Raw genomic sequence first — 23,662 nt, 5'->3', positions numbered from 1 at the left:
TCTTTCAAATGATACTTGTAATGGGTAAGGTGTATGTTCATCTTGCCCATTTTTTATGGTTATTTAAGTTATCTATTTCACTAAACAGAATATTCCCTTTATTTTGCTGTTCTCTCGGTTGGCTTCATATGAAGCGTAAAGGAGAGAATAAAAATGAGTATGTTATCTGTTGAAAATTTAACCCATATGGTTGGGGATAAAATCATCTTTCAAAATGTATGTTTTCGATTGCTACGTGGAGAGCATGTCGGTCTTGTAGGAAGAAATGGGGCGGGAAAATCAACATTACTTCGTATATTAGCAGGGGATTTAATTCCTGATACCGGAAAAGTGGAATGGATGCCTCAAGTAAAAGTAGGTTTTTTACAGCAACATATCGATTTACAGCCAGGAACAACCATTAAACAGCATTTACAAAGTGCTTTTGCACACTTGTATGAGATAGAAAGAAATATATTGCAAATAACAGAAAAAATGGCTACAGCAGGGGATAGCTTGGAGACATTGTTACTACAATATGGTAAGTTACAGAGTAAGCTAGATCACTCTGATTTTTATACTTTGGATGCCAAGATTGAAGAGGTTGCTGGTGGATTAGGTATTTTAGAAATGGGTATGGATCGCGATGTCAGCAGATTAAGTGGAGGACAACGTACGAAACTACTATTAGGAAAACTATTACTAGAAGAGCCCCAAATCTTATTATTAGATGAACCAACGAACTACCTTGATGATATGCATATCGAATGGCTGATAAGCTATTTAAAGAATTATGAACATGCATATATGGTAGTATCCCATGATGAACGGTTCTTAAATGAAATTGCAACGACTATTTTTCACTTAGAGCATCAAACGATTAAACGCTATGCAGGTAAGTATACGACATTTGTTAAAAGCTATGAACAAAATAAAAAACAAATCCAATTAGCGTATGAAAGACAGCAAAGAGAAATAAGCAGGTTAGAGAGTTTTATTCAAAAGAATAAAGTTCGAAAGGCAAAGCAAGCAAAAAGCCGTGAAAAAGTATTAGAAAAAATGAACCGCATTGAGAAACCGACTTGGGTGGCACAGCCACGTTTTCTATTTCATGTTCATTGTGATCCTGGGAGCTATATTTTGGAGACCAAAGATCTGTTAATCGGGTATGCTGAACCGTTATTTGCACCTCTTGATCTGCAGATAAAGCGTGGTGAAAAAATCGCTATCATCGGTCATAACGGTATTGGAAAGTCAACGATGTTAAAAACATTACTCGGATACCTGAAACCTTTAGGTGGCACAGTTCAATTAAATGATCGAGTCAAAGCTGCTTTTTTTGCACAAGAAGAATTGGATTCTAAAGAAACGCCTCTTGAACGACTATGGTCAATTCGACCAGATCTAACACAAAGAGAAATTCGACAAGAATTAGCAAGGTCTGGGCTAACGGAACAACATATTCGGCAACCACTTTGTTCATTGAGTGGAGGAGAACAAGCTAAAGTACGTTTATGTGAACTAATCTTAACAAATAGCAATGTTCTTGTTTTAGATGAACCGACGAATCATTTAGATATCTATGCTAAAGAAGCATTTAAGGAAGCTCTCAAAAAATATACAGGTACGGTACTTCTTGTTTCGCATGAGCCGGCATTTTATAAAAAATGGGTGACACAAATTTGGAAAATACAAGATTGGTGTCAGACATAAGTTGTTCAGATGACTTTATCTGGTATAAAGGAATTTTAACTATCCCCAAACATCTTTTATTTTGATTCATACTTCATAAGGAGGATTAAAAGCTAATTCACTACAAAACAAAGATGATTCTTTGATTATACAAATAAGAGAATTAAACGATATTTTGAATGCCAAAAAAGTAATTAATGAGCTATTCTCGCTAGGGTGAATGGCTCGTTTTTTACATTATCAGAAAATAGACAGGGAGGAATGAAAAATCAAGTTATATTCGACTCTAGAATAAAAACGAGTTGCTCTTTGGAGCGATCTTTCTTTTAGCCAGTATCTCTTGTTTTTTTATTGTCTTAAATATTTTTCAAAATTCACCTCTCAATTAAATCTAATGTATTTAATCAGAACAAGTTTTTATTTGAATATAATTATAAGTTTACTAGGTATTAAATAAATATTTAAATAACTATTGATTTTTTATCTATTATAATTATAATTTACTTAGCAGTATTTTCTGACTAGATGGATTTTACCATAAATATGCAATATTAATAAATGGTTAGAAATGGCTGTTACGAGCAAAGGGAAAGGAACAAAAAAGGAGAGGTTTTTATGTCAAATAACCTAAAAGATTTCGATTTAAATGTAAAAGTAAAAGAAACAGCACAAACTAGTGGGAACGCTGATGCCCAATTCTTTTTTACTTATACATGTTGGACTCTGACACCATCGACAGCACCTACAGCAACTGAAGTGCGAGATTGTACCGGAGTTCCTTGCGGTTAATAATTCGATGATAGTTTAACTATTCAGTTTCTTTCCCTTTGCTTCTGTTTATTTTAACAACAAGAAATCAACAACTGTTATAGAAAACAATTAAAACGGGCTCGTTTTCAAATAAGGACCAAGTGATAAATTACTAGAATTAGTGAAGAAAGGTTTTATTTTAAATCAAAAATTTATAATAAAAAATAAACAACAAAGTAAATCTAGCGTTTTGTCTACCTCTAATCTTAGGCGCATGAGTCATTCATGCGCCTGCTCTTTTCTAAAATGTAGTCAAATTTTTAAAGGAAGGTAGCGAATATAGTTGAAAAAAATTCTATTTTTCACAGGCAAATCATTCAGCCATATTAACCCTATTATTCCGTTAATTAAAAGATTAAAAGAGGAAGGTTATGATGTATATTGTTTTTCCACCATGAACAATAAAGATGTCTTAGAAATGAATGGGGCTGAGTTCATGGAGTATCCTAAGGGATTTTATGATTTTAAATGCAATGAAAAGTTAGATGTTATGTTAGATGAGATAGATCGCAAGATTAATAATTGTACGGAGGCTCATCAATTAAAAGAGCTATTTTGGTTTACTATAAAAAAAGATATCATGAATCACTATGATTTCAGAGAACAAGATATGCTAAGTATTACCAATATAGTAAGAAAAATCCAACCTGATGTGGTGTTTAGAGATGCTGTTGATATAGCAGGAAAACAGATTGCCCGTCGATTAAACATGAAGAGAATAGGCTATATTACTTGTAATTTATATTCAGACCTGTACTTTGCAAAAGATCCAAAATATTACTATTCCCATTTTCTTAGAATCACAGAAGTGGATGATCTTCTTTCAGAGGAGGAATATAAAAATTTTCATTCGATAGCTACAGATATATATGCTGAAGTTGCTACTAAATTAAATACGTTCCAAATACCTACATATTGTCATTTTGATCCAAATGAGAAGCATAATATCATTTTTTCTACAGACTTTCTCCAGCCTGCTGAATTAAATGAAAATAATGAATATATTATTGTCCCACCACAGATCGAAAGTTTTTCGGAAGAACTTTCGTTCAATGAAGATCCCGAGCTTTACCATTTCATACAAGGGGAAGAGAAACTGATTTACATTGCGACTGGTTCATTTGTCACTGAACAGGATAATTACTACCTAAGTTTGATAGAGGCATTTCATAGTACGAATTATAAACTTCTGATCTCATGGAATAAGGATGAAAAGCTAGTAAAAGAGCTATTAAAAGATTATTACAATCCAGATAAACTATTCATTCGCAAATATTTGCCACAAAAAGCTATCTTAAAATATGTTTCATTATTTATTACTTCGGGAGGAATGAATAGTATCTTAGAATCAATTTATAATCAAGTGCCCATGTTGGTAAAACCAATTTCAGCGGAACAAGTAATGAATGGGCTATTGATTGAGGAATTAGGCTTAGGACTAACAACCTACAAAAAACGAGAGCATTATATGACAACGGGTGAAATGATCTTACAGTTATTATTTGATTCGAAATATAAACAAGCAATCAAGGAGTATGCGGTAGAATTGTATCAAAGTAAAACGGAAGAGAGATTAGATTTAGTAATAGAAATGTTAGACTCAATCTGATATTTGCAAGAAAAATGGGGGGAATCTTATGAGTGATCAAAGGATTATTTCGTTGTGTATTGAAGTGGAAAATCGGATTGAAAAGTATTATCAAAATTGTAAGCAAGAAGGAGCTCTACAACATGTATCATTCTTATATGACTATACGGTATTATGCACCTATATAGGCTACTTTTTAAACGATCCAAATTTAAAAGAAATCTATGTCAATAAGGCACATCGTTTATTTAAAGAGCTGAATGAGTTGATGGAACCAGTACTTTCCACAAAGTTGATATGTAATGGACTGATAGGTATTGGTTATCTGGCCGATTTTCTATCTAATAAAGGGAAGTATTATCAACGATTTATCACTCAATTGAATAATTTAATAGTAAAACAAACAAATTTATCCTTGACTCAATATTGGAGAAAAAATGGTACAACCATTAGAGACTATGATTTATTTTTTGGAGCGAGTGGCATAGGAAGATATCTATTAAAGTATAAAGAAGATGAAAAAAATAGGGAAATTTTAATTCAGTTGGTTCAATATCTAATTGAGCTGACAGGTAACCCTGGTACGAATCAGATGATATACAATAAGTATTTTATCTTATATGATAATATTATCCATGCAGAACATAAAGCAAATTTTCCGTATGGCTATCTGGATTTAGGTTTGTCACATGGGATCGCTTCTCCTCTTGTATTTTTATCACTTGCAATGAGGGAAGGAATGGTTGTAAGTGGACAAGAACAAGCGATTCAAAAATTGATAGAAATATATAGAAATCATGTGATTATAGAAAAAGAAAGAATATATTGGCCCAAAATATTAAAGGCGAATAAGAATATGGAACCACAACCGCATATGAAAGGTAGACCCATGAGACCCAGTTGGTGTTACGGAGAAACAGGTATCGCTCGAGCCTTATATCTTTCATCCAAGATAATACATGATGCAGAATTAGAACAGCTTTCTAAAGAGGTTATGATGAAAGTTTCGCAAAGAAAATTAGAAGATCTAAGCTTTGATTGTCCTACGTTTTGTCATGGCTATGCGGGTGCTTTTCATATCTTTAATTTGTTTTATAGAGATACAGGAATTTCTATTTATAAAGATTATGCAGAAGAGTTATTAGAAAAGATCATCTCATTGAAAGATGTTAGTAATCCATTCCTCTTTAAGAAATATGATCTAGATATAGAGTCAGGAGAAATGACAGAGAGTGACTCACTCTCAATGTTAGATGGTATTATATCTATTTTATTAACACTCCTTATACAAGATAATCAAATGGATAATGATATATTTTCACAAATGTTTATGTTAGATTGATTCCCAATAGGAACATTTTTATAGGACTAAAAATAAATTCATGATATAAAACCGTTATCTTTTATCGATGACGGTTTTTTACGGTTAAATTGATGTTAGTTAGCGAAAATCTATCATAGTAAAAATAATAGAAATACCTTTATCGCAACCACTCGTGCTTTTCACGGAAAAAGTCTAGGTTCTTTATCTGGTACAGCTAAAGGTGCTTTTCGAAAGCCGTTCTTACCTTTGGTTCATGGCTTTCGTCATTCGAACTGGAAAAATGTTCTGTGCTGAGCATTATGATGTAGTACCAGATATTTTATGTTTGGGTAAAGCATTCGGTGGAGGAATTATGCCAGCAAGTGCAACTGTGGCAACAGAAGAGGTCTTCTCACATTGGTTTGAAAATCCATTTCTCCATACTACAACCTTTGGTGGAAATCCATTAGCTTGTACAGCAGCTATAGCTAATATTAATATTTTGATTGAAGAAAAACTCCCTGAGCGTGCGGCTGAGGTAGGAGATTATTTAATTCAAGGTTTAAGAGAAGCGATGAAAGGGCATGAGAATATCGTTCTTGAAATAAGAGGAAAAGGGCTTTTAATTGGAATTGAATTTGTCAGTGATGAAGTTGGATACGAAGTATCGAAAGGATTTTTCGATAATGGGGTACTTGTAGCTGGAACACTTATTAATGCAAAAACGATTCGGATTGAGCCACCACTTACAATCGAGAAAGCGCAATGTGATCGTGTATGTGAGGTGTTTGCTAAAGTACTTTCAGAAATAAATAATCAACTAGTTAAAGGCTAAGTTCAATTTAATGATAGGTAGTAGATAAAAATGAAAATCCAATCTACTGTACTAAGTTCCCATTATGGCACAGTCGTAAAGGTCTGTTCTTCTTTTCTTTTGGATGGCTGATTTCGCCTTCTTACTTGATAAGCTTTTTGATCTCTCTCAGCAGAATACTTTTCTTCTTGGTTTCGCCCTAGTTCCCGTGCTATGGTCGAATGATGGCGCCCTAATTGCTTACCGATCTTCCGTGTAGACCAGCCTAGTTTGTTTAGTAACTCTAGCTGTATGCGTTCTTCTGTGGTAAGATGCGTATAGCTCATAAATGATTCTCCTTGTGTAAAGGTGTTGTGGTGACTCCATTTTACACGAATCATTTCATGAGCTTTTCTATTATTTTTTTTGTCGCACTTCATCTTACAATCCATCATATGAAAAAGCAATGGATGCTGTTGTACTCCATGCATTCAATTTTCCAAATACACAAAAGCATGGGATTTTCGCCAATTTCTTGAGATATGCAGCAAGTCTAGGAGTAACTGCTGTCCATGACTTGCATGCTTTAAAATCAATAGAAGCATTGGATATTTTCAAGGAATTCGAAGATAAAGGGGAATTAACTACACGGATTCATCTATGGCCTGCTTTAAATGGTAATCTTGAATCTGCCAAACAATTGCGGGATAAGTATCAATCGGATAAACCCCGTGTTTCGGGACTGAAACAATTTATCGATGGCGTTATTACTGCTCGAACCGCTTATTTACTCGAACCTTATGCGGATCAACCCGAAACCCGTGGAGAGACTACTTTCCCGTCTGAGATGATTAAGAAATGGGTAGTTGATGCGGATAGAGAGGGGTTTAGTATTCGTTTCCATGCGATAGGAGATGGGGCGATTCGCCTTGCTTTAGATGCTTATGAGGAAGCACAGAAGACCAACGGTAAGCGAGATTCACGTCATTCCATAGAACATGTAGAAGTGATCCACCCTGATGATATCCATCGTTTCAAAGAGCTTGGTGTTACCGCTTCGATACAGCCAGATCACCTGGCGATGTCCGAGCGAGGTGTTTACACCGAACGAATAGGGAATGAACGGGAAAAATATGTATTTGCCATTCATACATTGAAGAAATCAGGGGCAAAATTAGCATTCGGAACCGACTTCCCTATAGATATTTTTAATCCACTTCTACAAATCTATCGTGCAGTAACAAGAATTGACAGCAGCGGAAAAACTGTATGGCATCCCCATGAACGGATCACACTTGCTGAAGTGTTGAAAGCATACACTTTGGGTTCAGCTTACGGTACGTTCAGAGAACATGAGCTAGGTACACTTGAAGTAGGAAAACTTGCCGATATTGTTGTTTTGGAACGCAATCTCTTTGAAATACCTGTAGAAGAAATATCAGATACAAAGGTACAGTTAACCATTGTTGATGGTAAAGTCGTTTATGATCAAACGAAGTCGATTAACGAAAAGTAACATAGTTAGAAGCATAGGATTCCACAACTGTAAAATCCTATGCTGAATTTTAATGATAAGTCTTATTGATAAATGGTGATCGTTTAATTAAGCTAGTCCGAAAGATTAATATAAAGCTCTTCACAGAAGAACGGAAAAAAATGAATAGTGAGAGCGGGTATACCAACCAAAATAAAAAAATTAAGTGATTGAAATTTCTCCGCTTCTTTCCTACACTGGAGAAGGATTAAATGCTAATACTTTGCAAAACAAAGATGACTCTTTGATTATACAAACTGGCAAGTAAGAAGTTATTGTGAATGCTAAAAAAAGTTTAATTATCTAAGTTGAATGGCTTGTTTTTACATTATCAAGAAATAGACAGAAGAATAATTATTCATGATACAATGTAGCATGAATATTCATCCATCATAGAAAAGAGGATATATCCATGCTTACAAAAGCTGAACGAATTCGTGGGGGGCTGTTTGGGCTTTTGGTAGGCGATGCCCTTGGGGTTCCATATGAGTTTCATTTAGCTACACAAATCCCGCCACTATCTGAGATAGAAATGAATCCACCGCTTGGATTTAATCGTACCTATCCACATATACCTGTTGGAACGTGGTCGGATGATGGGGCGCAAGCATTGTGTTTATTAGATTCTCTACTTACGTGCGGGAGACTTGATTCAGGGCATTTCGCTAACCAGATACAACAATGGCTGAGAAAGGGAAAATGGGCTATTGATGCTGTTGTTTTCGATTGTGGAATTCAAACAGAAGAAGCCATACTCGCATACGAAAAAGGAATGCCTCCACTCAAAGCAGGGCTTGTTCGCCCAAATGGGAAAGGAAATGGTTCACTCATGCGAGTATTACCATTAGCATTGTGGCATCAGGGATCAGATGAGGATTTAGTTCATGATGCACATATTCAATCAATGGTTACGCATGGACATGAGACAAACCAAGTTTGTTGCGCACTCTATATTCTATGGGCAAGACGCATGTTAGAAGGATTACATCCACACGAGGCTTATCAAGAAGCCTTAAGTACATTACGTCAAATCTATCCGGACAATTCGACTTATCAAGCCGAATTAGAATTTACTCTTCGTCCTGATCTTAAACCAACTACCGATGGAAGTGGCTATGTTGTCGATACTTTTAATTGCGCTAGAATTGTGATCCAAGAGGAGAGCTATGAAAAAGTCGTGAAAACAGCCATCTCTTTTGGGAACGACACAGACACCAATGCTGCTGTTGCAGGTGGATTAGCAGGTATACGGGATGGACTAGCTGGAATTCCAGAAAAATGGATTAATCAGTTACGTGGTAAGGAAATGGTAGAATCTCTACTTACGCAGTTATTATCCAGCTAGATTAGGGTTCAAGAATTTATAGAAAAAGGCTATTTAAACCGGCATCCATTGGGCTGCCGGTTATTTTTTATTATATTTCTACTCTCCATTTTTGAATAATTACGATGATACATAGGATTAAACAAACCATTGCCGGTATGATCGTTACGAATGCTTGATTTGCTCGAAAAATATGAGTATAAATAGCTCCTATTAGTATAAATACAAGTATGATACATGTGCTAATGGCTATATATCGATTCCAAATTCCAGCTACTAATCCAAGGGCTCCTATTATTTCGATAAAACCGATGACAGACATAAACCATAAAGGATATTGATAAGCTTGCCAATGTTCAACTTGAAATGGTACACGAAAAAGTTTTACGAAACCACCTGATAAAAAATTAATTGCCAATAAAATTTGAATGACAAGGGTAAAGGTTTTCATCTAACCCACTCTTTCATAAGAATAGTATAAAGCTTAGTAATTACGAATGGGACTTAGCACTAGTGTTTGAAACCATACCATACATAATAAAGTTTACGAGTTGCTTAGCTAAGCTTTTGGCATTATCAATACCAGGTAGCAGTCTTGAAATGGTGAGGCGCTCGATAATAGCAACCATACACTCTGCTACAAAATCCATCGATAGATCATCACGAAAGTACCCACTCTGTTGTTCTGCTAGTAAGTTCTGGGTAACTAATGAGACTAGTTCTGCTCGTAATTGATCAGCTTCTGGAGATAAAACAAAACCAATTCGTGTTAAGTTGGGATTTTGAGCTAAAAACTGAAAAACAGTTTCTGAGGCCTTTAACACTTGATTTGGAACCTCATTTTTTTCCTCGATAGAGGATAAGCGGATCTTTGTCACTAGTTCATGAAGTTGGGAACGAAAGCTAGCCATTAACTCATCAAATATCGCCTCTTTACTTGCAAAGTAGAGATAGAAAGATGGCTGAGTCAATCCAGCCCGAGTAACAATGGTACTTACTTTGGTCTCATGAAATCCCCGCTTGGCAAATTCCTCAGCAGCCACTTCTAGCAAACGAGCTCTAGTTTTTTCACCTTTTGATTCCTTCTTTTGTATCATAATTATCAATCTCCTAAAAAATACTTTAAAGTAACATTACTTAAAAGTAACATTACTTAAAAGTAACATTACTCATGAATAACATTATAGGATTAAATATTAGGTGTCAAGGTAATTTAGAGGGAATATTTATTTATATACTGCTAATTATTTTGTAGATAACTGTGAACAGACAGCGTTAATATTCTCGCACCCTATTAGGGTTGAATCAGATCTAGATGTATTAGAACGGAAGTGTTATAGGTTTACTTTTTAACATCGTGAAGATTTGCCTGTATCTTCCCATAATGCAATTGATTGATATATTTAAGCAATTAGGATTAGAAGAAAAATGTATATCTCGCAAACTTAATGGTTACCATCAGCAATTTCAATTTACCCCTACCACTTTTTAAAAGGACAAGTAGAAGAAGTTCAATTCGTAGAGAGCTTAGTGGAGATGGTATTTTATTGGAGATAACAGTAAGAGGCTCACTGGTTCTTAGTAGATGTAGAATAAATAGCAAAAGGATTGAGATTCCTATCGTAAAATGAAGAAATCTCAATCCTTTTGCTATTTTAGCTATGAGGATTTTTAAAATCCGTTACTTGTTATTTATTTCGCTGGAATGATCCATCAATGGTTTTGTCTTTACACTTGTTCTTTTGTTTTATCTTTCTCTTTACATTCTATAGAACAATATCCGGTGTATTTTTCCTCACATTCCGGACAGACGAGATGACGACGATCACATGGATCATAGTTGCAGTTTAGATATTTTTCTGCTGGAGCTTTACAGTGATAGCACTTTCCTACAATCACATGTTCCTTTTGATTGATCGGAACAGAGATTCGATCGTCAAAAACGTAGCATTGTCCATCAAAGAGCGCCCCTTGTACTTCTGGATCTTTTCCATATGTGACAATCCCACCGTCTAACTGATAGACATCCGATAAACCTTCTTTGAGTAAGACCCCACTTAACTTTTCACACCGAATTCCACCCGTACAATAGGTAAGTATTTTTTTACCTTTCCATTCCTCTTTATGCTTTTGAATCCACTCTGGAAACTCACGGGTTGTTTGAACATCTGGGCGAATTGCACCACGAAAATGCCCAAGGTCATACTCGAAATCATTTCGGCCATCAATAATAATAACATCCTCTTCTTGCATGGTTTGGTACCACTCTTTTGGAGAAAGGTGTATGCCAGTAATCTCATTGGGATCGACCTTTTCTTCCATATGCCATGCAACAATTTCTGGGCGCAGTTTCACAGACAGTTTTCGAAAAGCGTGTCCATCATGCAAATCTACTTTAAAGGGCATATCATGAAAGAGAGGATCTTTTTTCATTGCTTCCATATAGCTGTTTGTTTCTTCGATCGTACCTGAAACTGTACCATTTAGTCCTTCTTCTGCGACAAGAATTCTCCCTTTGAGATTTAATCTCTGACAAAGCTCTTTTTGTTTTTCTACAATTTTTTGAGGTTCTTCGATCGGTACATATTTATAATATAAGAGTACTTGATAATCTAAAGACATTGCTTAATCCCTTCCTATTATTTGCTTCTAATATTATATACTGGTTTTTTAGTAAACCCAAGTGTTTGTAAGAACATTAGATAGTGAGGTGAATGAAACTGGGTGAATACTTTGAAGTAGCCTAAATCCGTGTTCAAAATATAGATTGGGAGTATAAAGATGAATATAAACCTTCACACGCTAAGTTAGTATCTGAATTTCTAAGAAGAGGTAAATTATTCTTGGATTATCATCTTAGAAACTCGAAAAAAAGACCTGTTATTTTTAGTGCTGCAAATGTTATTCATGCTAAACTACCCAAAGATATTGAAAAAACTTGCTCGGAACTAAACCAAATAACAAAAGGGTGGATAGCAAGATATCTGTGTACATTTTATTTAGAATGGGCTTATTTAGTGGATCAAGAAATAAAAGAGGCGATTCAATTTAAAAATTTGTATCATCCTATCATTCAATTGTACGAAAGGGGTGGAAGAATCAGCTTGCATCATCATGAATTGATATGTGGAAGATATGGATTTCCTCGTACATTAAGGTTTGTTTCTACAGATCGCTCTGAAGTAGATCTTTCAGATGAAGCATTAGATGAATATGATCATGCTTGGTATTATCAAAAGATAATCGATGAATTAAATAATATCGAAAATAAGGAAGAAATGGCTAATCAGATCATGGATCGATTACAAGAATGTAGCAAGTTTAGTAGAGATATCGTCTTTAAGATAGAATTGGCTAGGTTAATGTTGGATAGGGGAATCAATACAAGTGAGCTTCAAATCATAAAAAATGAACTAAACCAATTTGAGAGGGACGATTTTGGAAAACAGCTACTCTATAACGAAAAGAATCATATATCTATGCAGATTAGAGAGATGTTAAATAGGTTAAATAATATGGAAATCATAGTCTATGAAGATGAAGGGAAAAAGTTTATATTTAAAGGTAATAAGCTGATTATTAAATCTTAAATAAGGATTTGATGATAGATGCACTGTCTATTTAATAAAAATATAGTAAATTTAAATGTATAGAATGGTTAATTTGCAATAATAAACGGAATCACCAGACATTTAGAAAAAATAGGTGTAGCTGGGTAAATAGAGTTGATACGAACCTATTTAAAAGATGTTCTTCAAGTGAAAGAAAATGAGTAGAAATTACAAAAATTATATAATAAACCCATATCACTTTCGGTGTGATACGGGTTTACTTTTTGGTGGCTAGGTTGAATTCTGTTTTATACTTTTGGATTAGCCCAAATGGAATATTAAACTAGTTTTTTCAGATTATTGATCGTTCCAACATGAAGTCCCTCATGGAAAAGAGAAAAGCTGATGCATTCACGAGCAGTGGTAAACGTTGCTAATTCTCCTAATTTAAACGGATTTTCTGCTTGATCATCTAAGTGTCCTTCCAATACCTCAGCGACCCGACTAGTCTGTTCTTGTAAAAGACCTTTAAGTTCTTCTAAGGTAGGGGCTTCTTTTGTCCATTCAGCTGGTTTAGAACCAGGTACAAATAGGTCTGCCCAATCTATTTTTTGTGCTTTACCCACTGATCCAAGTACGATATGTTCGAAAGAAACATAAATATGGCCCACATTCCATAAAATGTTGTTGTTAAAGTTTGTAGGTATTACCTTTGCTTGCTCTTCTGTCACATTTTCTAATGCTTTAAAAAGCAAACCACGAACAAGTTGAATGTGGCCTAATGCATAATCTTTTGTCATAGTTTTATACTCTCCATTTCATTTTAGTTATGTACATCAATCTAACCACTATTATTATAACAAACTAATCAATTTTGCTGTAGTTAAGTGTAAACTGTCAAGTTTTTATTTTTATTATCTTAAAAGAGAAGATGATAAATAAAAAAGGACGCATAGTCCCTCTATATCAAAGGTTACTTTTGAACATCTTTCTCTGCTTCATCTTTTAAGACCCTTTTCAATACTTTTCCTAGATAATTTTTAGGAAGGGTATCAACCAAGCAAATCTCAGGAACTTTATAGCTAGCAAGTCTCTCTCTACAGTACTTTTTAATTTCTTCTTCCGTCACTGTGGAAGTTTTATCTTTAACAACATACGCTCTCGGTTTTTCGCCAAAGATCGGATCTGGAACACCAATCACGGCTGCCTCTAATATTCCTTCGATTTGCTCTATAACTTCTTCCACTTGATCTGGATAAATGTTGTCTCCGCCATAAACGATCACGTCTTTATAACGACCTAGTACATAAAGGAAGCCTTCTTCATCTATCTTTCCAGAATCACCCATATGTAACCAACCGTTTTTTAATATTTTTTCTGTTGCTGTTGGATTATTCCAATATCCTTCGAACATATAAGGGCTTTTTACAAGTATTTCTCCAATTTCGCCAGTCCCGACTTCCTTACCTGAATCCGGGCTGACAATTTTTACTTGTACATCGTCAAACGGTTTCCCTACAGATTCAACCTTATCATATCCCATGCCTGGGTGCCATCTGGTTACTACCCAGGACTCTGTACTTCCATATCCTTGTAACATAGGGATACCCATCTTTTTATATTCTAAAATTAAATTTGCAGGAACTTTCGTTCCTCCTGAAAATGCTATTTGAAGGAGAGAGGTGTTCTTGCCTTGTTTTTCTCGAGCTTTCCATTCTTCTAACATGTAGATGTATGTAGAAGGAAACGCTAGCATCATGGTCACTTGATGTTCTTCAATCGCATCCCAAATCTTAGCTGGTGTCGGGTTTGTTAGAGGAATTAAGGTAATTCCATTGTATATCGTTATTAAAATCGTTGTAATAGAGCTCATATGATAAAACGGATGGCTAGCCAAAAAACGCTTCCCATTTGACTGAGTTGTTTGAGTTTTTGTTTTTGATATGTAGGAGAAGAGGGGACCGTGTTTAAAAATACACCCCTTTACATTTCCGGTTGTACCCGAGGTAAAAAGAATCATCGCGATATCTTGTTCGTTTACATTCACATTGGGTTCAGAAGACGGATACTGAACAAAGATACGGTCATATTCTTCAGTTGTATTGTCTTCTACTCCCACTTCCACAGTAAAATACGAAGATGGGTGATAAGAGGTTAACGAATCCGAAAATTCACGATCATAGAAAATGATTTTAGGCTGAAAGTTCTCTAGTATGTCCTTTAATTCATAAGAGGTAAGTTGCCAACTGAGTGGAACGGCAATAGCCCCAATCTTTAAGGTTGCCATTAGGATGGTAGGAAAAGGATGGTTATTTTTACAGAGAATCGCAATTCGATCTCCTTTTTGAACGTGATGGTCTAATAAAAAATGAGCAAGTTGATTAACTCTTTCATTATAGGTTTTAAAAGTATAACAAAAAAGATTGGATCGAAAGGCTTCTAAGGTAGGAGATTCGTTCGCTCGGTTTTGTAATAGATTTCCAAGTGTATTCATTATGAAGTCTCCTTTTTAATTATTTTCTATGTAAAGTAGTAGGAGTAAATTAACATACCACTTTAAAATTTATTTTTCATGACAAGGTGTAATAGGGTTATGAAGTTGACTTACTTGATCAATATACGAAGACACAATCCAGTGGGAAGAAAAATGCTTTATCGAATAAATTATTGCTCTTGTAACAGTTTTTTATAATTTATTTTGTGTTATTTATTTATAAATGATTACCTATCTCCAAAATCATGACTATGAAAGCATACTGTAAAGTTAGTATAGAATAGGGAAAAGCCACTACTTATGATGGAAGTGGCTTTAAAAAAATTCCTCTTAATTACAATATAAATAACAACATATTTCATAATTCGGGACAAAATCTAGATCATTTCTAGAACTAGAGCGAATTGTTTTAGTATAGGATCGTTTTTGCGCCAAACCATTAGCGGGAGTGAATGGGGAAGCGATGAGCGGCTAATTAGGAGGGCAACTCATAATATAGTTTTCTATATTGAATGCATAACTCTCCGTATTTAAGGGAATTGTTGAGATAATGGACGCTTTGATTTTATATTTTTGGATCTTTTACTAAAGGTCGATATACAGACACCAATAACAACTAACATCATGCCAACAACTTGTTGCCATGTAATAGTCGAATCATAAAATAAAACAGCAATCCAGGCAGCATTAATGGGTACAAAATTCATATAAATACTTGACTTACTAGCGCCAATCTCATGAATCCCCTTATTCCATAGAAAAAATGCGATGACGGTTGCAAATACAATCATATAGATCATCTCAATCCATGATTGCTTGGATAAAGATAAAATACTTGACCAGTCATCTTCAAAAAAAGACCAAATAGCAAGAAATATAGAGCCAACTAAAGTAGTGATTGTTGTTGTAAATAAGGGAGAAACCCCTTGCATGACAACCTTTCCAATTAGTCCATGAATGACCCAACTAACTAATGCAGCTATAAACAACAAATCTCCCTTGTTAAAAGAAAGAGAAAGGAATATCTGGAATGATCCCTTAGTAATTACAAGAAATACACCGGTTAATGATAGTAGGAGTCCATATATGATACGTTTGCTCCAAGACTCATGCAAAAAAAGAATAGCTCCCAAGATAATGAATACAGGGGAGGTTGCCATAATTAAAGATCCATTAATAGCCGAAGTATATTTTAAAGCGATAAAGAAAAAAGCATTATAACTAAATATCCCTGTAATAGACATAAGGAGGAGTCCGAACCACTGTCTTTTTAACATGTCTGAATTCCAGTTTGAGCGAATTAGAACAATAGTGAGTAAAATCAATCCAGCAAATCCAAACCGAAGAGTTGCAGCTTTTATCGGTGATATTTCGGTAATTACATGTTTAGCTGCCCCAAAAGCACCTCCCCAAAACAGTGGAACGAACAATAACCAAAAATAGATTGATATATTTTTTTGTGCAGACTGGGTTTCCATTCTTACACTTCCTTTTTTAATTTAAGTCTACTAGTCGAGTACTTTATAAAGCTCTTCCATCGGTCTTAACCAGTTTTGCTTCATAATGATTGATGCAGTTTTTCCATCACGTTCAGTGAAAGACTTAATGATTAATCCATGCTCCTTTAACGAATCATTTTTTGATGTCAACTGTTGTTTTAAAAAGATGTATTTGAGACGACGGATGTGTAGTTGTAATGTAGATGAAAAATCAGAAATATACGGATTATCGGCAATATCGAGTATAAGATTATGAAATTCTTCATCGATTTCCATACTCCTAAAGAATTGCTGGTTATTTATACTTAGCTCATACTTTTGATTTATTTCCTTTAATTGCTCAATTTGCTCTATTGAAATTACCTTTGTAGCTTCTTCAGCAGCTAGAGCTTGTAGAGAAGCAAGAGGAGGATATATTTTCAGTACATCTTTTTTGGAAATAGTTGTCACTCTCGTTTCTCTACCAGGAAATGTTTCGATAAATCCCTGTATTTGTAATAGCTGAAATGCTTCTCTGACCGGAGTACGACTAATAGATAAGGCCTCAGCAATTTCTGCATCGTATAATTTTTCACCTGGCATCAGAGTTCCATCGATGATCCATCGTTGTAATTGATTAAAAGCTTTTTCCTTAGCAGATATTCGTGCGGGTGGTAAAAAATCTATTGGTATAGGCATAAGTATAAGATTCCCCTTTTCAGTTTTATCAGAAATATATCACATACATATACAAAGATCAATTTTCATTTAATTTACGGGATATCATTGACAATATTGTGATTTTATAGAACCATTAAATTCTATGGAGTTATTATAGGAATAAAAATTGAATCTTTATCTGTTAAATCGTATAGCAATTATTGCTTCCAATAGAAAACTTGGTATCTGGATTTTGATCTGTCTTCCATAGAAGGATATTTTATCAAAAAGATAACGTAAGGTAAGTTGTCACTTTATTACACTCAAGGACTATGAAGGATAGAGGTTGTGTACAAATATGAGAAATGAAAAAGAAATGTTTGATTTAATTCTCGGGTTTGCCAAAAATGATGAAAGAGTTCGCGCCGTAACGCTAGAAGGTTCAAGAACCAATCCAAATGTCCCTAAGGATATGTTTCAAGATTATGATGTCAGCTTTCATGTTACAGACATGGAATCCTTTATCCAGCATCCGGAGTGGATTGATATTTTTGGAGAGCGGATTATCATGCAGACTCCTGAAGCTATGTCCATGTTTCCTCCAGAACTAGGCAGACGTTTTTCTTATCTTATGCTATTTACTGATGGGAATCGTGTAGATTTGACTTTAATCCCGCTAGAGGAGAAAGAAGAGTATTGCAAAGAAGATAAGTTAATGATGGTTTTATTAGATAAAGATGGTGATTTTCCCAGAGTTCCGGCTCCTACTGACCAAGATTATTGGGTGAAATGTCCTTCGGCCGAGTATTTTGCAGACTGCTGCAATGAATTTTGGTGGGTCTCTACGTATGTGGCAAAAGGACTATGGAGGAAAGAGATACTCTTTGCCCAAGATCATCTAAACCAATACGTTAGGCCCATGCTAATAAAAATGCTGGAATGGCAAGTAGGGATTCAAACAGATTTTTCTGTCAGTATTGGCAAAAACGGAAAATACTTGGAGAGGTATCTATCGAAACAAAACTGGAATGACCTTCTCTCTACTTATGCCAATGGAAGTTATGAAGGAACATGGAAAGCGCTATTTGCTATGGGAAGTCTTTTTCGTAGAACTGCAAAATATGTTGCAGATCATTTCCATTATGAGTATCCTCATGAAGAAGATCAGCATGTAACAAATTATTTAAAGCATGTTCAAAGTTTGCCACCAGATGCTACCAAAATTTATTGATCAATGAAGCTCGCACTTAAAAAAAGTATCAACAAATCAGCATTGGAGTCGTTCTTTATAAAGATTATGGAAATGCACAAAGATTGTATGTGAAAAAAAGTATGTTCCTAAAGAGGCAGGGGAATTGACTTTTCTTAAAATACACTCTAAACTAGGCATAGTATTTTTAATTTTAAGGAGGATTATTAAAAAGTGACACACTATATGAGACTTCGTTTCCCAACTTTGAACCGGTAATTAAATACGTTCAAAAGGCTCTGTCTGTGTATGCAGAGTAAATGGGATCAGTCTGTCCTTTTTTAATAATCTTCATTTTCGTGAAAATAATGTACTATGTAGAAAGGCGGATCGTTCTGCCTTTCTTTTTTTATTTGTAAACCTTCTTTTACAAGGCAAAAGGAAGGTTTATTTGGTGATGGTTACCTTGGGCATAACCCACCCTAATCGAATAAGGATAGGTCTTCTTCCCTTTACTCTGAATCACAGGCAGATCGTCTGTGATTTTTTTTACTTTCGAAAGGTGGAGAAAAATGACCAAACAAATTCATAAGTACAGTGGGAAAAAGTTAAGCCGTGGTGAACCTCCCAATTTTTCAGGGCAGCATTTAATGCATAATAAAAAGTTGCTTAATGAAATTGTGGATCAAGCAAATGTAAGCATAGAAGATACGGTTTTAGAGTTAGGAGCCGGAAAAGGCGCTTTGACAACTGTACTCAATCAAAGAGCTGGAAAGGTATTAGCGGTAGAATATGATGCCAAATTTGTTAAGATACTCAAATGGAAAACAAGACAGTATGTAAATACCACTATTATTCATCAAGACATTATGAACATTCATTTGCCAAAAGAAAAGTTTGTTGTCGTCTCCAATAATCCGTATGCTATAACAACACCCATTATGAAGATGCTTCTGAACAATCCATCGAGTAGCTTTCAAAGAGGTATTATCATCATGGAAAAAGGAGCAGCCAAACGATTTACTTCAAAACGAATTAAAAGTTCTTATGTATTAGTTTGGAAAATGTGGTTTGATATAAGCATTGTTAAAGAAATTTCTAGGGAACATTTCTCCCCTCCTCCAAGGGTGGACTCAGCAATGGTGATGATAACTCGAAAAAAAGAAACGGTAATACCCCATAAAGATTACATGGCTTTTCGAGGGCTTGCTGAATATGCACTAAAGAAACCACAAGCCCCGATTGATTTTGCTTTACAAGGGATCTTTACTCCTCCTCAAATGAAGCATTTGAGAAGAAATCTAAAAATTAATCATGAACAGCCTATTGGAACACTCAATGAAAGCCAATGGGGAATTGTTTTTAAAACAATGGTTCAGTACGTACCACGCTATCAATGGCCGAGAGTAAACAAAAGGTAATTAGATCGCTTTTAAGTCTATAAAAAATTACATCTTTAGTAATTAAATAAAGCAGTTGCTCATTAAAATCCAAAAGGTAATTTCGACTAGAAATCACCTTTTGGATTTATATTCTTATAAGATGACATTTTTCAAACCCGGCAACATACATCTATTGGTGTCATCGAAAGTTCAATAATACTTATTTGAGTAGTCTTATTTTCCATTTTGAAATAAACCTACCACTTGGCATAACTGGTATAAATAGTGAACACCTCGTATTTGACTACGGTTGAGATGATTCAGATAGGCCAGAGATTCGCGGGCGATACGTCTAGCGTTTTCAATATGGTTATGATCTAACTCTTTCATAACATGTCTTATTACTTCAAGTGGATGTCCAGCTGATCGAAGAGTACGGATCATCAGAATTTGTCTAACTTGAGCACGATTAAATTTCCGATAACCGTTTTCCTGGTCTCGAGGAAGTGTGATTAGCCCCTCTTTTTCCCAGTGTCGAATAGCAGATCTTGGTACACCCGTTTCAAAAGAAACTTCCCCAATGGTCATCCACTTTCTTTTCCTTCTCGAATCCCACTTGTCCAGCTCTTCCGTTTCTAGCACCCGAATGGTTTTTTCTGCCATCCTCTTATCTTGATGAAGGCGAGCTTGCTGCTCATTTACCAACCAGAGTGCGTCGTCCATCGCTTTCTCTTTTATTTTCAGCATAACTTTCTTAGTGATGTCCATGCCAAATCCGGGGATCATAGCCCGTATACATTCAAAATAAGCCATATGCTCTTTAGTATATATGCGATAACCGTTTGGTTCACGCGGTGCTGGAGGAACAATTCCCCAACTTTCATAATGCCTTAGCGCACTAGTACTGACTCTTAGCTTTCTGGCAATATCAATGGGTCTTATTTTCATGGATCCACCCCATTTAACATTATAAATAAAGCTTAAAGTTCCATGACGGATTTTTGCAAGTAAATTTAATAAATAACAAGGGAAAATAGCTTAAACTTTAGCACTTGCACGAATGTAGTAAGATGGATTTGTCATGTTAACAAAAATAAATATTTTACGAGGGGGAATCAGTTTGCAAGATAAGATAAAAATCCAAGGGGCACGAGAGAATAATTTGAAAAATATTTCACTGGAAATACCTAAATACAAGTTTATTGTCATCACTGGGCCTTCTGGCTCCGGAAAATCTACCTTGGCAATGGATACGTTGCAACGGGAATGCCAGCGCCAGTACATGGAATCAATGGGCATGATTACAGATTCAATTAGCAAACCAAAGGTTGACTCCATTGAAGGTCTTTCTCCATCCATAAGTGTAGGGCAACATATTACCAACCGTAACCCGAGATCTACCATCGGTACTGTCACAGATATATATACATTACTGCGAATTCTATTTGCCAAACTTGGAGAACGATCATGCCCATCTTGCGGGATATTGGTCATACCTTCCATAGAAGATGAAGTTCTTCATAACGGGTTGTCGGAGGATGAGATCCATGAGCCACATAAGATGATCCATTGTCTAAATTGCGGTCATTCCCTTGAGAAACTAACGATGTCTCATTTTTCATTTAATAAGCCAGAAGGAGCTTGTGAAACCTGTAGTGGGCTAGGTCACGTTGCAACTCTAGACATGAGCTTAGTATTTGATCAGGAAAAAGGTTTACTTGGTGGAGGTGTGTTGATTTGGTATAATTCTTTAATCAAATACAATGTAAGTATTCTAAAAGCAGCCGCCAAGCATTATGGATTTCATTTTGATGTAGATTTACCTATCAAGGATTACAATGCTATTCAACGAGATTTACTTTTTTATGGAGTAGAGAGTGAAGAGTTTACTAGGCATTTTCCAAATATAAAACAACCTAAAACAGTAGGACAGGGAAAATTCGAAGGTGTGATCACAGGGATATGGAGAAGATACAGGGAGAAGGGAGGTGAATCTAACTGGTCAGAGTTATTTCATGAGCAGTTGTGTTCTGACTGTCAAGGAGCGAAGTTAAAGAAGGAGAGCCGTCTAGTTTCAATTAGCGGAGCTTCTATTGCTGAAGTGTCCTCATGGTCATTCAATGATTTATTGGCTTGGTTGAATAAGCTTCAGGACAAATTATCATCAAAGAGCAGGATAATGTTAGAGTCTGTCCTGCATGATATGCAAGTACGAATAAAACGCATCATGGATGTAGGATTGGGATATATGTCACTTCACAGGCAAGTAGTCACACTGTCTGGAGGAGAGGCGCAGAGGTTAAGGTTAGCGTCGATACTAGGCTCAGGATTAACAGGTGTACTTTATATTTTAGATGAGCCGACGGCAGGACTACATCCAAGGGATATAAGGGGGTTAATTCAGGTATTAAAACAATTACGTGATTTAGGAAATACCGTTCTGGTTATTGAGCATAATGAAGAGGTGATGAGGCAGGCTGATCATATTATTGACATGGGACCTGGTGCAGGCAGTTTTGGAGGACAAGTGGTTGGTCAGGGGCAATTAGAGGATTTGATGAGTATTCCTGATTCTGTTACTGGCTCATATTTGAAAGAGAAAAACTCTCATAAACAGGTACACAAAAGGAGAATGGGAAACGGCAATTTTCTGACAGTCAATGATGCACATTTGCGAAATTTGAAAAATATCACGGTTTCCATTCCTCTAGGTTGTCTTATATCCGTTACTGGTGTTTCGGGTTCAGGAAAATCTACACTTTTGTTTGACGTATTGGCCGCGAGTAACGAGAAAAAAGGGCAATCCATGGGGTGCAAGAACATTACTGGTTGGGAAGAGATTGAAAAGATGATTACTGTTGACCAGTCACCCCTGTCGCGTATGCAGCGTTCCAACATTGCTACATATACCGAAGTCTATACACATTTAAGAAAGGTGTTTGCTAGTTTACCAGAAGCAAAACATCATCAACTTACAGCAAAGCATTTCTCTTTTAATACACCAGGTGGTAGATGTGAAACTTGTCAAGGACTTGGTGTTGTACCCGTTCACATGCATTTTCTCCCAGAGATAGAAGTATGTTGCCCAGCTTGCCGTGGTAAGCGTTTTAAAAAGGAGATTTTATGTGTTACTTATAAAGGTTATACCATTTCAGACCTTCTCGATATGACTGTTCAAGAAAGCTTGTCCATTCTCGATGATCAACCAAAAATAACTGAAATGACAAAGTTACTATGTGAAGTGGGACTTGGCTACTTAAAATGGGGGCAATCTCTTCGAACACTCTCGGGTGGGGAAGGACAACGGATCAAACTAGCTAAGGAGTTAATCAAAAAAACGAAAAATCATATATTATATTTGCTAGATGAACCATCAACTGGACTTCATCCAGATGATATCAAGCAGTTGCTTATTCTGTTGAATAAACTAGTTGATGCTGGAAATACCATTACTCTTGTAGAACATAATTTAGATCTGATTTGGCATTCCGACTGGGTTATCGATATCGGACCTGAAGGAGGAGAAATAGGAGGGGCTATCGTAGCCGAAGGAACACCTGAGGAAGTAGCTCAGGTTAAAGAGTCTTTTACAGGTCAATTCCTAAAAGAGAAATATTTAAGATAAAAGACTATATAATAAGAGATCATTCCTAATAATTCGACCAAAAGCGATGAGTGACTGTTTTATGCAACAACCTTTAAGATTAAGCTTTCGATATTAAATCTGTTAAAAATGATAAGAAGGCTTGCTAATATCATATAGCAAAGCCTCCTAATTTATTTGACTCTACCAGCATATCAACTCACCCTCATACCTAAACTTACAGTAACATTTTCCTCCAGTATATAAATGATATAATAAATATTAAAAATTTAACCTAGTAT

At 35.6% G+C, this 23,662-nt stretch carries 19 protein-coding genes and 2 pseudogenes; 12 read left to right on the top strand and 9 right to left on the bottom strand.

From position 1 onward, the window contains the following. Positions 1 to 153 precede the first annotated feature (153 nt). The 5 genes and pseudogenes from DL897_RS10995 to DL897_RS10980 form a co-directional block, all read left to right on the top strand. Positions 154 to 1,692 (top strand): ABC-F family ATP-binding cassette domain-containing protein, encoded by a 1,539-nt coding sequence (locus DL897_RS10995; RefSeq protein WP_113659190.1) that lies wholly within the window; start codon positions 154 to 156, stop codon positions 1,690 to 1,692. Positions 1,693 to 2,286: 594 nt separating this feature from the next. Then, the gene (locus DL897_RS18280; protein WP_168188762.1) at positions 2,287 to 2,460 is read left to right on the top strand and encodes a hypothetical protein; all 174 of its coding nucleotides are present in this window, start codon (positions 2,287 to 2,289) and stop codon (positions 2,458 to 2,460) included. 304 nt (positions 2,461 to 2,764) lie between these two features. After that, positions 2,765 to 4,090, top strand: a complete 1,326-nt coding sequence (locus DL897_RS10990; RefSeq protein ID WP_113659189.1) for a glycosyltransferase — start codon at positions 2,765 to 2,767, stop codon at positions 4,088 to 4,090. A 28-nt stretch (positions 4,091 to 4,118) separates the two neighbouring features. Next, positions 4,119 to 5,411 (top strand): lanthionine synthetase C family protein, encoded by a 1,293-nt coding sequence (locus DL897_RS10985; RefSeq protein ID WP_113659188.1) that lies wholly within the window; start codon positions 4,119 to 4,121, stop codon positions 5,409 to 5,411. A gap of 99 nt (positions 5,412 to 5,510) precedes the next feature. After that, positions 5,511 to 6,207: pseudogene (locus DL897_RS10980) on the top strand (aminotransferase class III-fold pyridoxal phosphate-dependent enzyme); the annotation flags it as partial. A gap of 169 nt (positions 6,208 to 6,376) precedes the next feature. Here DL897_RS10980 and DL897_RS10975 read toward each other — a convergent pair. Beyond that, a pseudogene (locus DL897_RS10975) lies at positions 6,377 to 6,512 on the bottom strand (helix-turn-helix domain-containing protein); the annotation flags it as partial. 119 nt (positions 6,513 to 6,631) lie between these two features. Between DL897_RS10975 and DL897_RS10970 the strand changes: the two are divergent. Together DL897_RS10970 and DL897_RS10965 are read left to right on the top strand one after the other, a co-directional pair. Then, positions 6,632 to 7,681: an amidohydrolase gene (locus DL897_RS10970; RefSeq protein ID WP_240627383.1), complete on the top strand. Its 1,050-nt coding sequence runs from the start codon at positions 6,632 to 6,634 to the stop codon at positions 7,679 to 7,681. A 430-nt stretch (positions 7,682 to 8,111) separates the two neighbouring features. Continuing rightward, positions 8,112 to 9,044 carry an ADP-ribosylglycohydrolase family protein gene (locus DL897_RS10965; RefSeq protein ID WP_113659187.1) on the top strand — a complete coding sequence of 311 codons (933 nt, stop codon included), beginning with the start codon at positions 8,112 to 8,114 and terminating at the stop codon, positions 9,042 to 9,044. 70 nt (positions 9,045 to 9,114) lie between these two features. Here DL897_RS10965 and DL897_RS10960 read toward each other — a convergent pair whose 3' ends face one another. From DL897_RS10960 to trhO, 3 genes are all read right to left on the bottom strand, one after another. Beyond that, positions 9,115 to 9,474: a DoxX family protein gene (locus DL897_RS10960; RefSeq protein WP_113659186.1), complete on the bottom strand. Its 360-nt coding sequence runs from the start codon at positions 9,472 to 9,474 to the stop codon at positions 9,115 to 9,117. Positions 9,475 to 9,514: 40 nt separating this feature from the next. Then, positions 9,515 to 10,120 carry a TetR/AcrR family transcriptional regulator gene (locus tag DL897_RS10955; RefSeq protein ID WP_113659185.1) on the bottom strand — a complete coding sequence of 202 codons (606 nt, stop codon included), beginning with the start codon at positions 10,118 to 10,120 and terminating at the stop codon, positions 9,515 to 9,517. 631 nt (positions 10,121 to 10,751) lie between these two features. Then, entirely contained in the window at positions 10,752 to 11,645 is an 894-nt protein-coding gene (gene trhO, locus DL897_RS10950; protein WP_113659184.1) for an oxygen-dependent tRNA uridine(34) hydroxylase TrhO, read from the bottom strand. Between the two features lie 221 nt (positions 11,646 to 11,866). Between trhO and DL897_RS10945 the strand changes: the two genes are divergently transcribed. Continuing rightward, on the top strand, positions 11,867 to 12,613 hold the full coding sequence (locus DL897_RS10945; RefSeq protein ID WP_113659183.1) for a hypothetical protein: 747 nt from the start codon (positions 11,867 to 11,869) through the stop codon (positions 12,611 to 12,613). A gap of 299 nt (positions 12,614 to 12,912) precedes the next feature. Here the strand turns inward: DL897_RS10945 and DL897_RS10940 are convergent, their stop codons facing one another. The 4 genes from DL897_RS10940 to DL897_RS10925 form a co-directional block, all read right to left on the bottom strand. Next, entirely contained in the window at positions 12,913 to 13,374 is a 462-nt protein-coding gene (locus DL897_RS10940; protein ID WP_113659182.1) for a DinB family protein, read from the bottom strand. 173 nt (positions 13,375 to 13,547) lie between these two features. Then, positions 13,548 to 15,068, bottom strand: a complete 1,521-nt coding sequence (locus tag DL897_RS10935) for a class I adenylate-forming enzyme family protein (RefSeq protein WP_113659181.1) — start codon at positions 15,066 to 15,068, stop codon at positions 13,548 to 13,550. A gap of 530 nt (positions 15,069 to 15,598) precedes the next feature. After that, positions 15,599 to 16,546, bottom strand: a complete 948-nt coding sequence (locus tag DL897_RS10930; protein WP_113659180.1) for a DMT family transporter — start codon at positions 16,544 to 16,546, stop codon at positions 15,599 to 15,601. A gap of 30 nt (positions 16,547 to 16,576) precedes the next feature. After that, positions 16,577 to 17,245, bottom strand: coding sequence for a GntR family transcriptional regulator (locus DL897_RS10925; RefSeq protein ID WP_113659179.1), 669 nt, complete (start codon positions 17,243 to 17,245; stop codon positions 16,577 to 16,579). Between the two features lie 319 nt (positions 17,246 to 17,564). Here DL897_RS10925 and DL897_RS10920 point away from each other — a divergent pair, with 319 nt between their 5' ends. From DL897_RS10920 to erm, 3 genes are all read left to right on the top strand, one after another. Next, a complete protein-coding gene (locus tag DL897_RS10920; protein ID WP_113659178.1) occupies positions 17,565 to 18,437 on the top strand; it encodes an aminoglycoside 6-adenylyltransferase in 873 nt (290 codons plus the stop codon). 192 nt (positions 18,438 to 18,629) lie between these two features. Beyond that, complete coding sequence (locus tag DL897_RS19065; RefSeq protein ID WP_420824134.1) at positions 18,630 to 18,674, top strand: erythromycin resistance leader peptide; 45 nt, start codon at positions 18,630 to 18,632, stop codon at positions 18,672 to 18,674. Positions 18,675 to 18,967: 293 nt separating this feature from the next. Further along, a complete protein-coding gene (erm, locus tag DL897_RS10905; RefSeq protein ID WP_113659177.1) occupies positions 18,968 to 19,816 on the top strand; it encodes a 23S ribosomal RNA methyltransferase Erm in 849 nt (282 codons plus the stop codon). Positions 19,817 to 20,011: 195 nt separating this feature from the next. On the opposite strand, the gene DL897_RS10900 is transcribed toward erm, so the two are convergent. Next, complete coding sequence (locus DL897_RS10900; RefSeq protein WP_113659176.1) at positions 20,012 to 20,725, bottom strand: MerR family transcriptional regulator; 714 nt, start codon at positions 20,723 to 20,725, stop codon at positions 20,012 to 20,014. A 172-nt stretch (positions 20,726 to 20,897) separates the two neighbouring features. Here DL897_RS10900 and uvrA point away from each other — a divergent pair, with 172 nt between their 5' ends. Beyond that, positions 20,898 to 23,402 (top strand): excinuclease ABC subunit UvrA, encoded by a 2,505-nt coding sequence (gene uvrA / locus DL897_RS10895; RefSeq protein WP_113659175.1) that lies wholly within the window; start codon positions 20,898 to 20,900, stop codon positions 23,400 to 23,402. The last annotated feature ends 260 nt before the right edge of the window (positions 23,403 to 23,662 follow it).

It is taken from the genome of Thermoflavimicrobium daqui, assembly GCF_003313465.1.
In the GTDB taxonomy this organism is placed as follows: domain Bacteria; phylum Bacillota; class Bacilli; order Thermoactinomycetales; family Thermoactinomycetaceae; genus Thermoflavimicrobium; species Thermoflavimicrobium daqui.
The sequence above is the reverse complement of the archived record's forward strand: the minus strand, read 5'-3'. Positions and strand labels throughout refer to the sequence as shown.

Coding starts and splice junctions, on each gene's coding strand:
- DL897_RS10985 (WP_113659188.1), top strand. CDS start 4,119: ATGAGTGATCAAAGGATTATTTCGTTGTGTATTGAAGTGGAAAATCGG.
- DL897_RS10965 (WP_113659187.1), top strand. CDS start 8,112: ATGCTTACAAAAGCTGAACGAATTCGTGGGGGGCTGTTTGGGCTTTTG.
- DL897_RS10995 (WP_113659190.1), top strand. CDS start 154: ATGAGTATGTTATCTGTTGAAAATTTAACCCATATGGTTGGGGATAAA.
- DL897_RS10900 (WP_113659176.1), bottom strand. CDS start 20,725: ATGAAAATAAGACCCATTGATATTGCCAGAAAGCTAAGAGTCAGTACT.
- DL897_RS18280 (WP_168188762.1), top strand. CDS start 2,287: ATGTCAAATAACCTAAAAGATTTCGATTTAAATGTAAAAGTAAAAGAA.
- DL897_RS10960 (WP_113659186.1), bottom strand. CDS start 9,474: ATGAAAACCTTTACCCTTGTCATTCAAATTTTATTGGCAATTAATTTT.
- DL897_RS10970 (WP_240627383.1), top strand. CDS start 6,632: ATGGATGCTGTTGTACTCCATGCATTCAATTTTCCAAATACACAAAAG.
- DL897_RS10955 (WP_113659185.1), bottom strand. CDS start 10,120: ATGATACAAAAGAAGGAATCAAAAGGTGAAAAAACTAGAGCTCGTTTG.
- trhO (WP_113659184.1), bottom strand. CDS start 11,645: ATGTCTTTAGATTATCAAGTACTCTTATATTATAAATATGTACCGATC.
- DL897_RS10925 (WP_113659179.1), bottom strand. CDS start 17,245: ATGCCTATACCAATAGATTTTTTACCACCCGCACGAATATCTGCTAAG.
- DL897_RS10940 (WP_113659182.1), bottom strand. CDS start 13,374: ATGACAAAAGATTATGCATTAGGCCACATTCAACTTGTTCGTGGTTTG.
- DL897_RS10920 (WP_113659178.1), top strand. CDS start 17,565: ATGAGAAATGAAAAAGAAATGTTTGATTTAATTCTCGGGTTTGCCAAA.
- DL897_RS10930 (WP_113659180.1), bottom strand. CDS start 16,546: ATGGAAACCCAGTCTGCACAAAAAAATATATCAATCTATTTTTGGTTA.
- erm (WP_113659177.1), top strand. CDS start 18,968: ATGACCAAACAAATTCATAAGTACAGTGGGAAAAAGTTAAGCCGTGGT.
- DL897_RS10935 (WP_113659181.1), bottom strand. CDS start 15,068: ATGAATACACTTGGAAATCTATTACAAAACCGAGCGAACGAATCTCCT.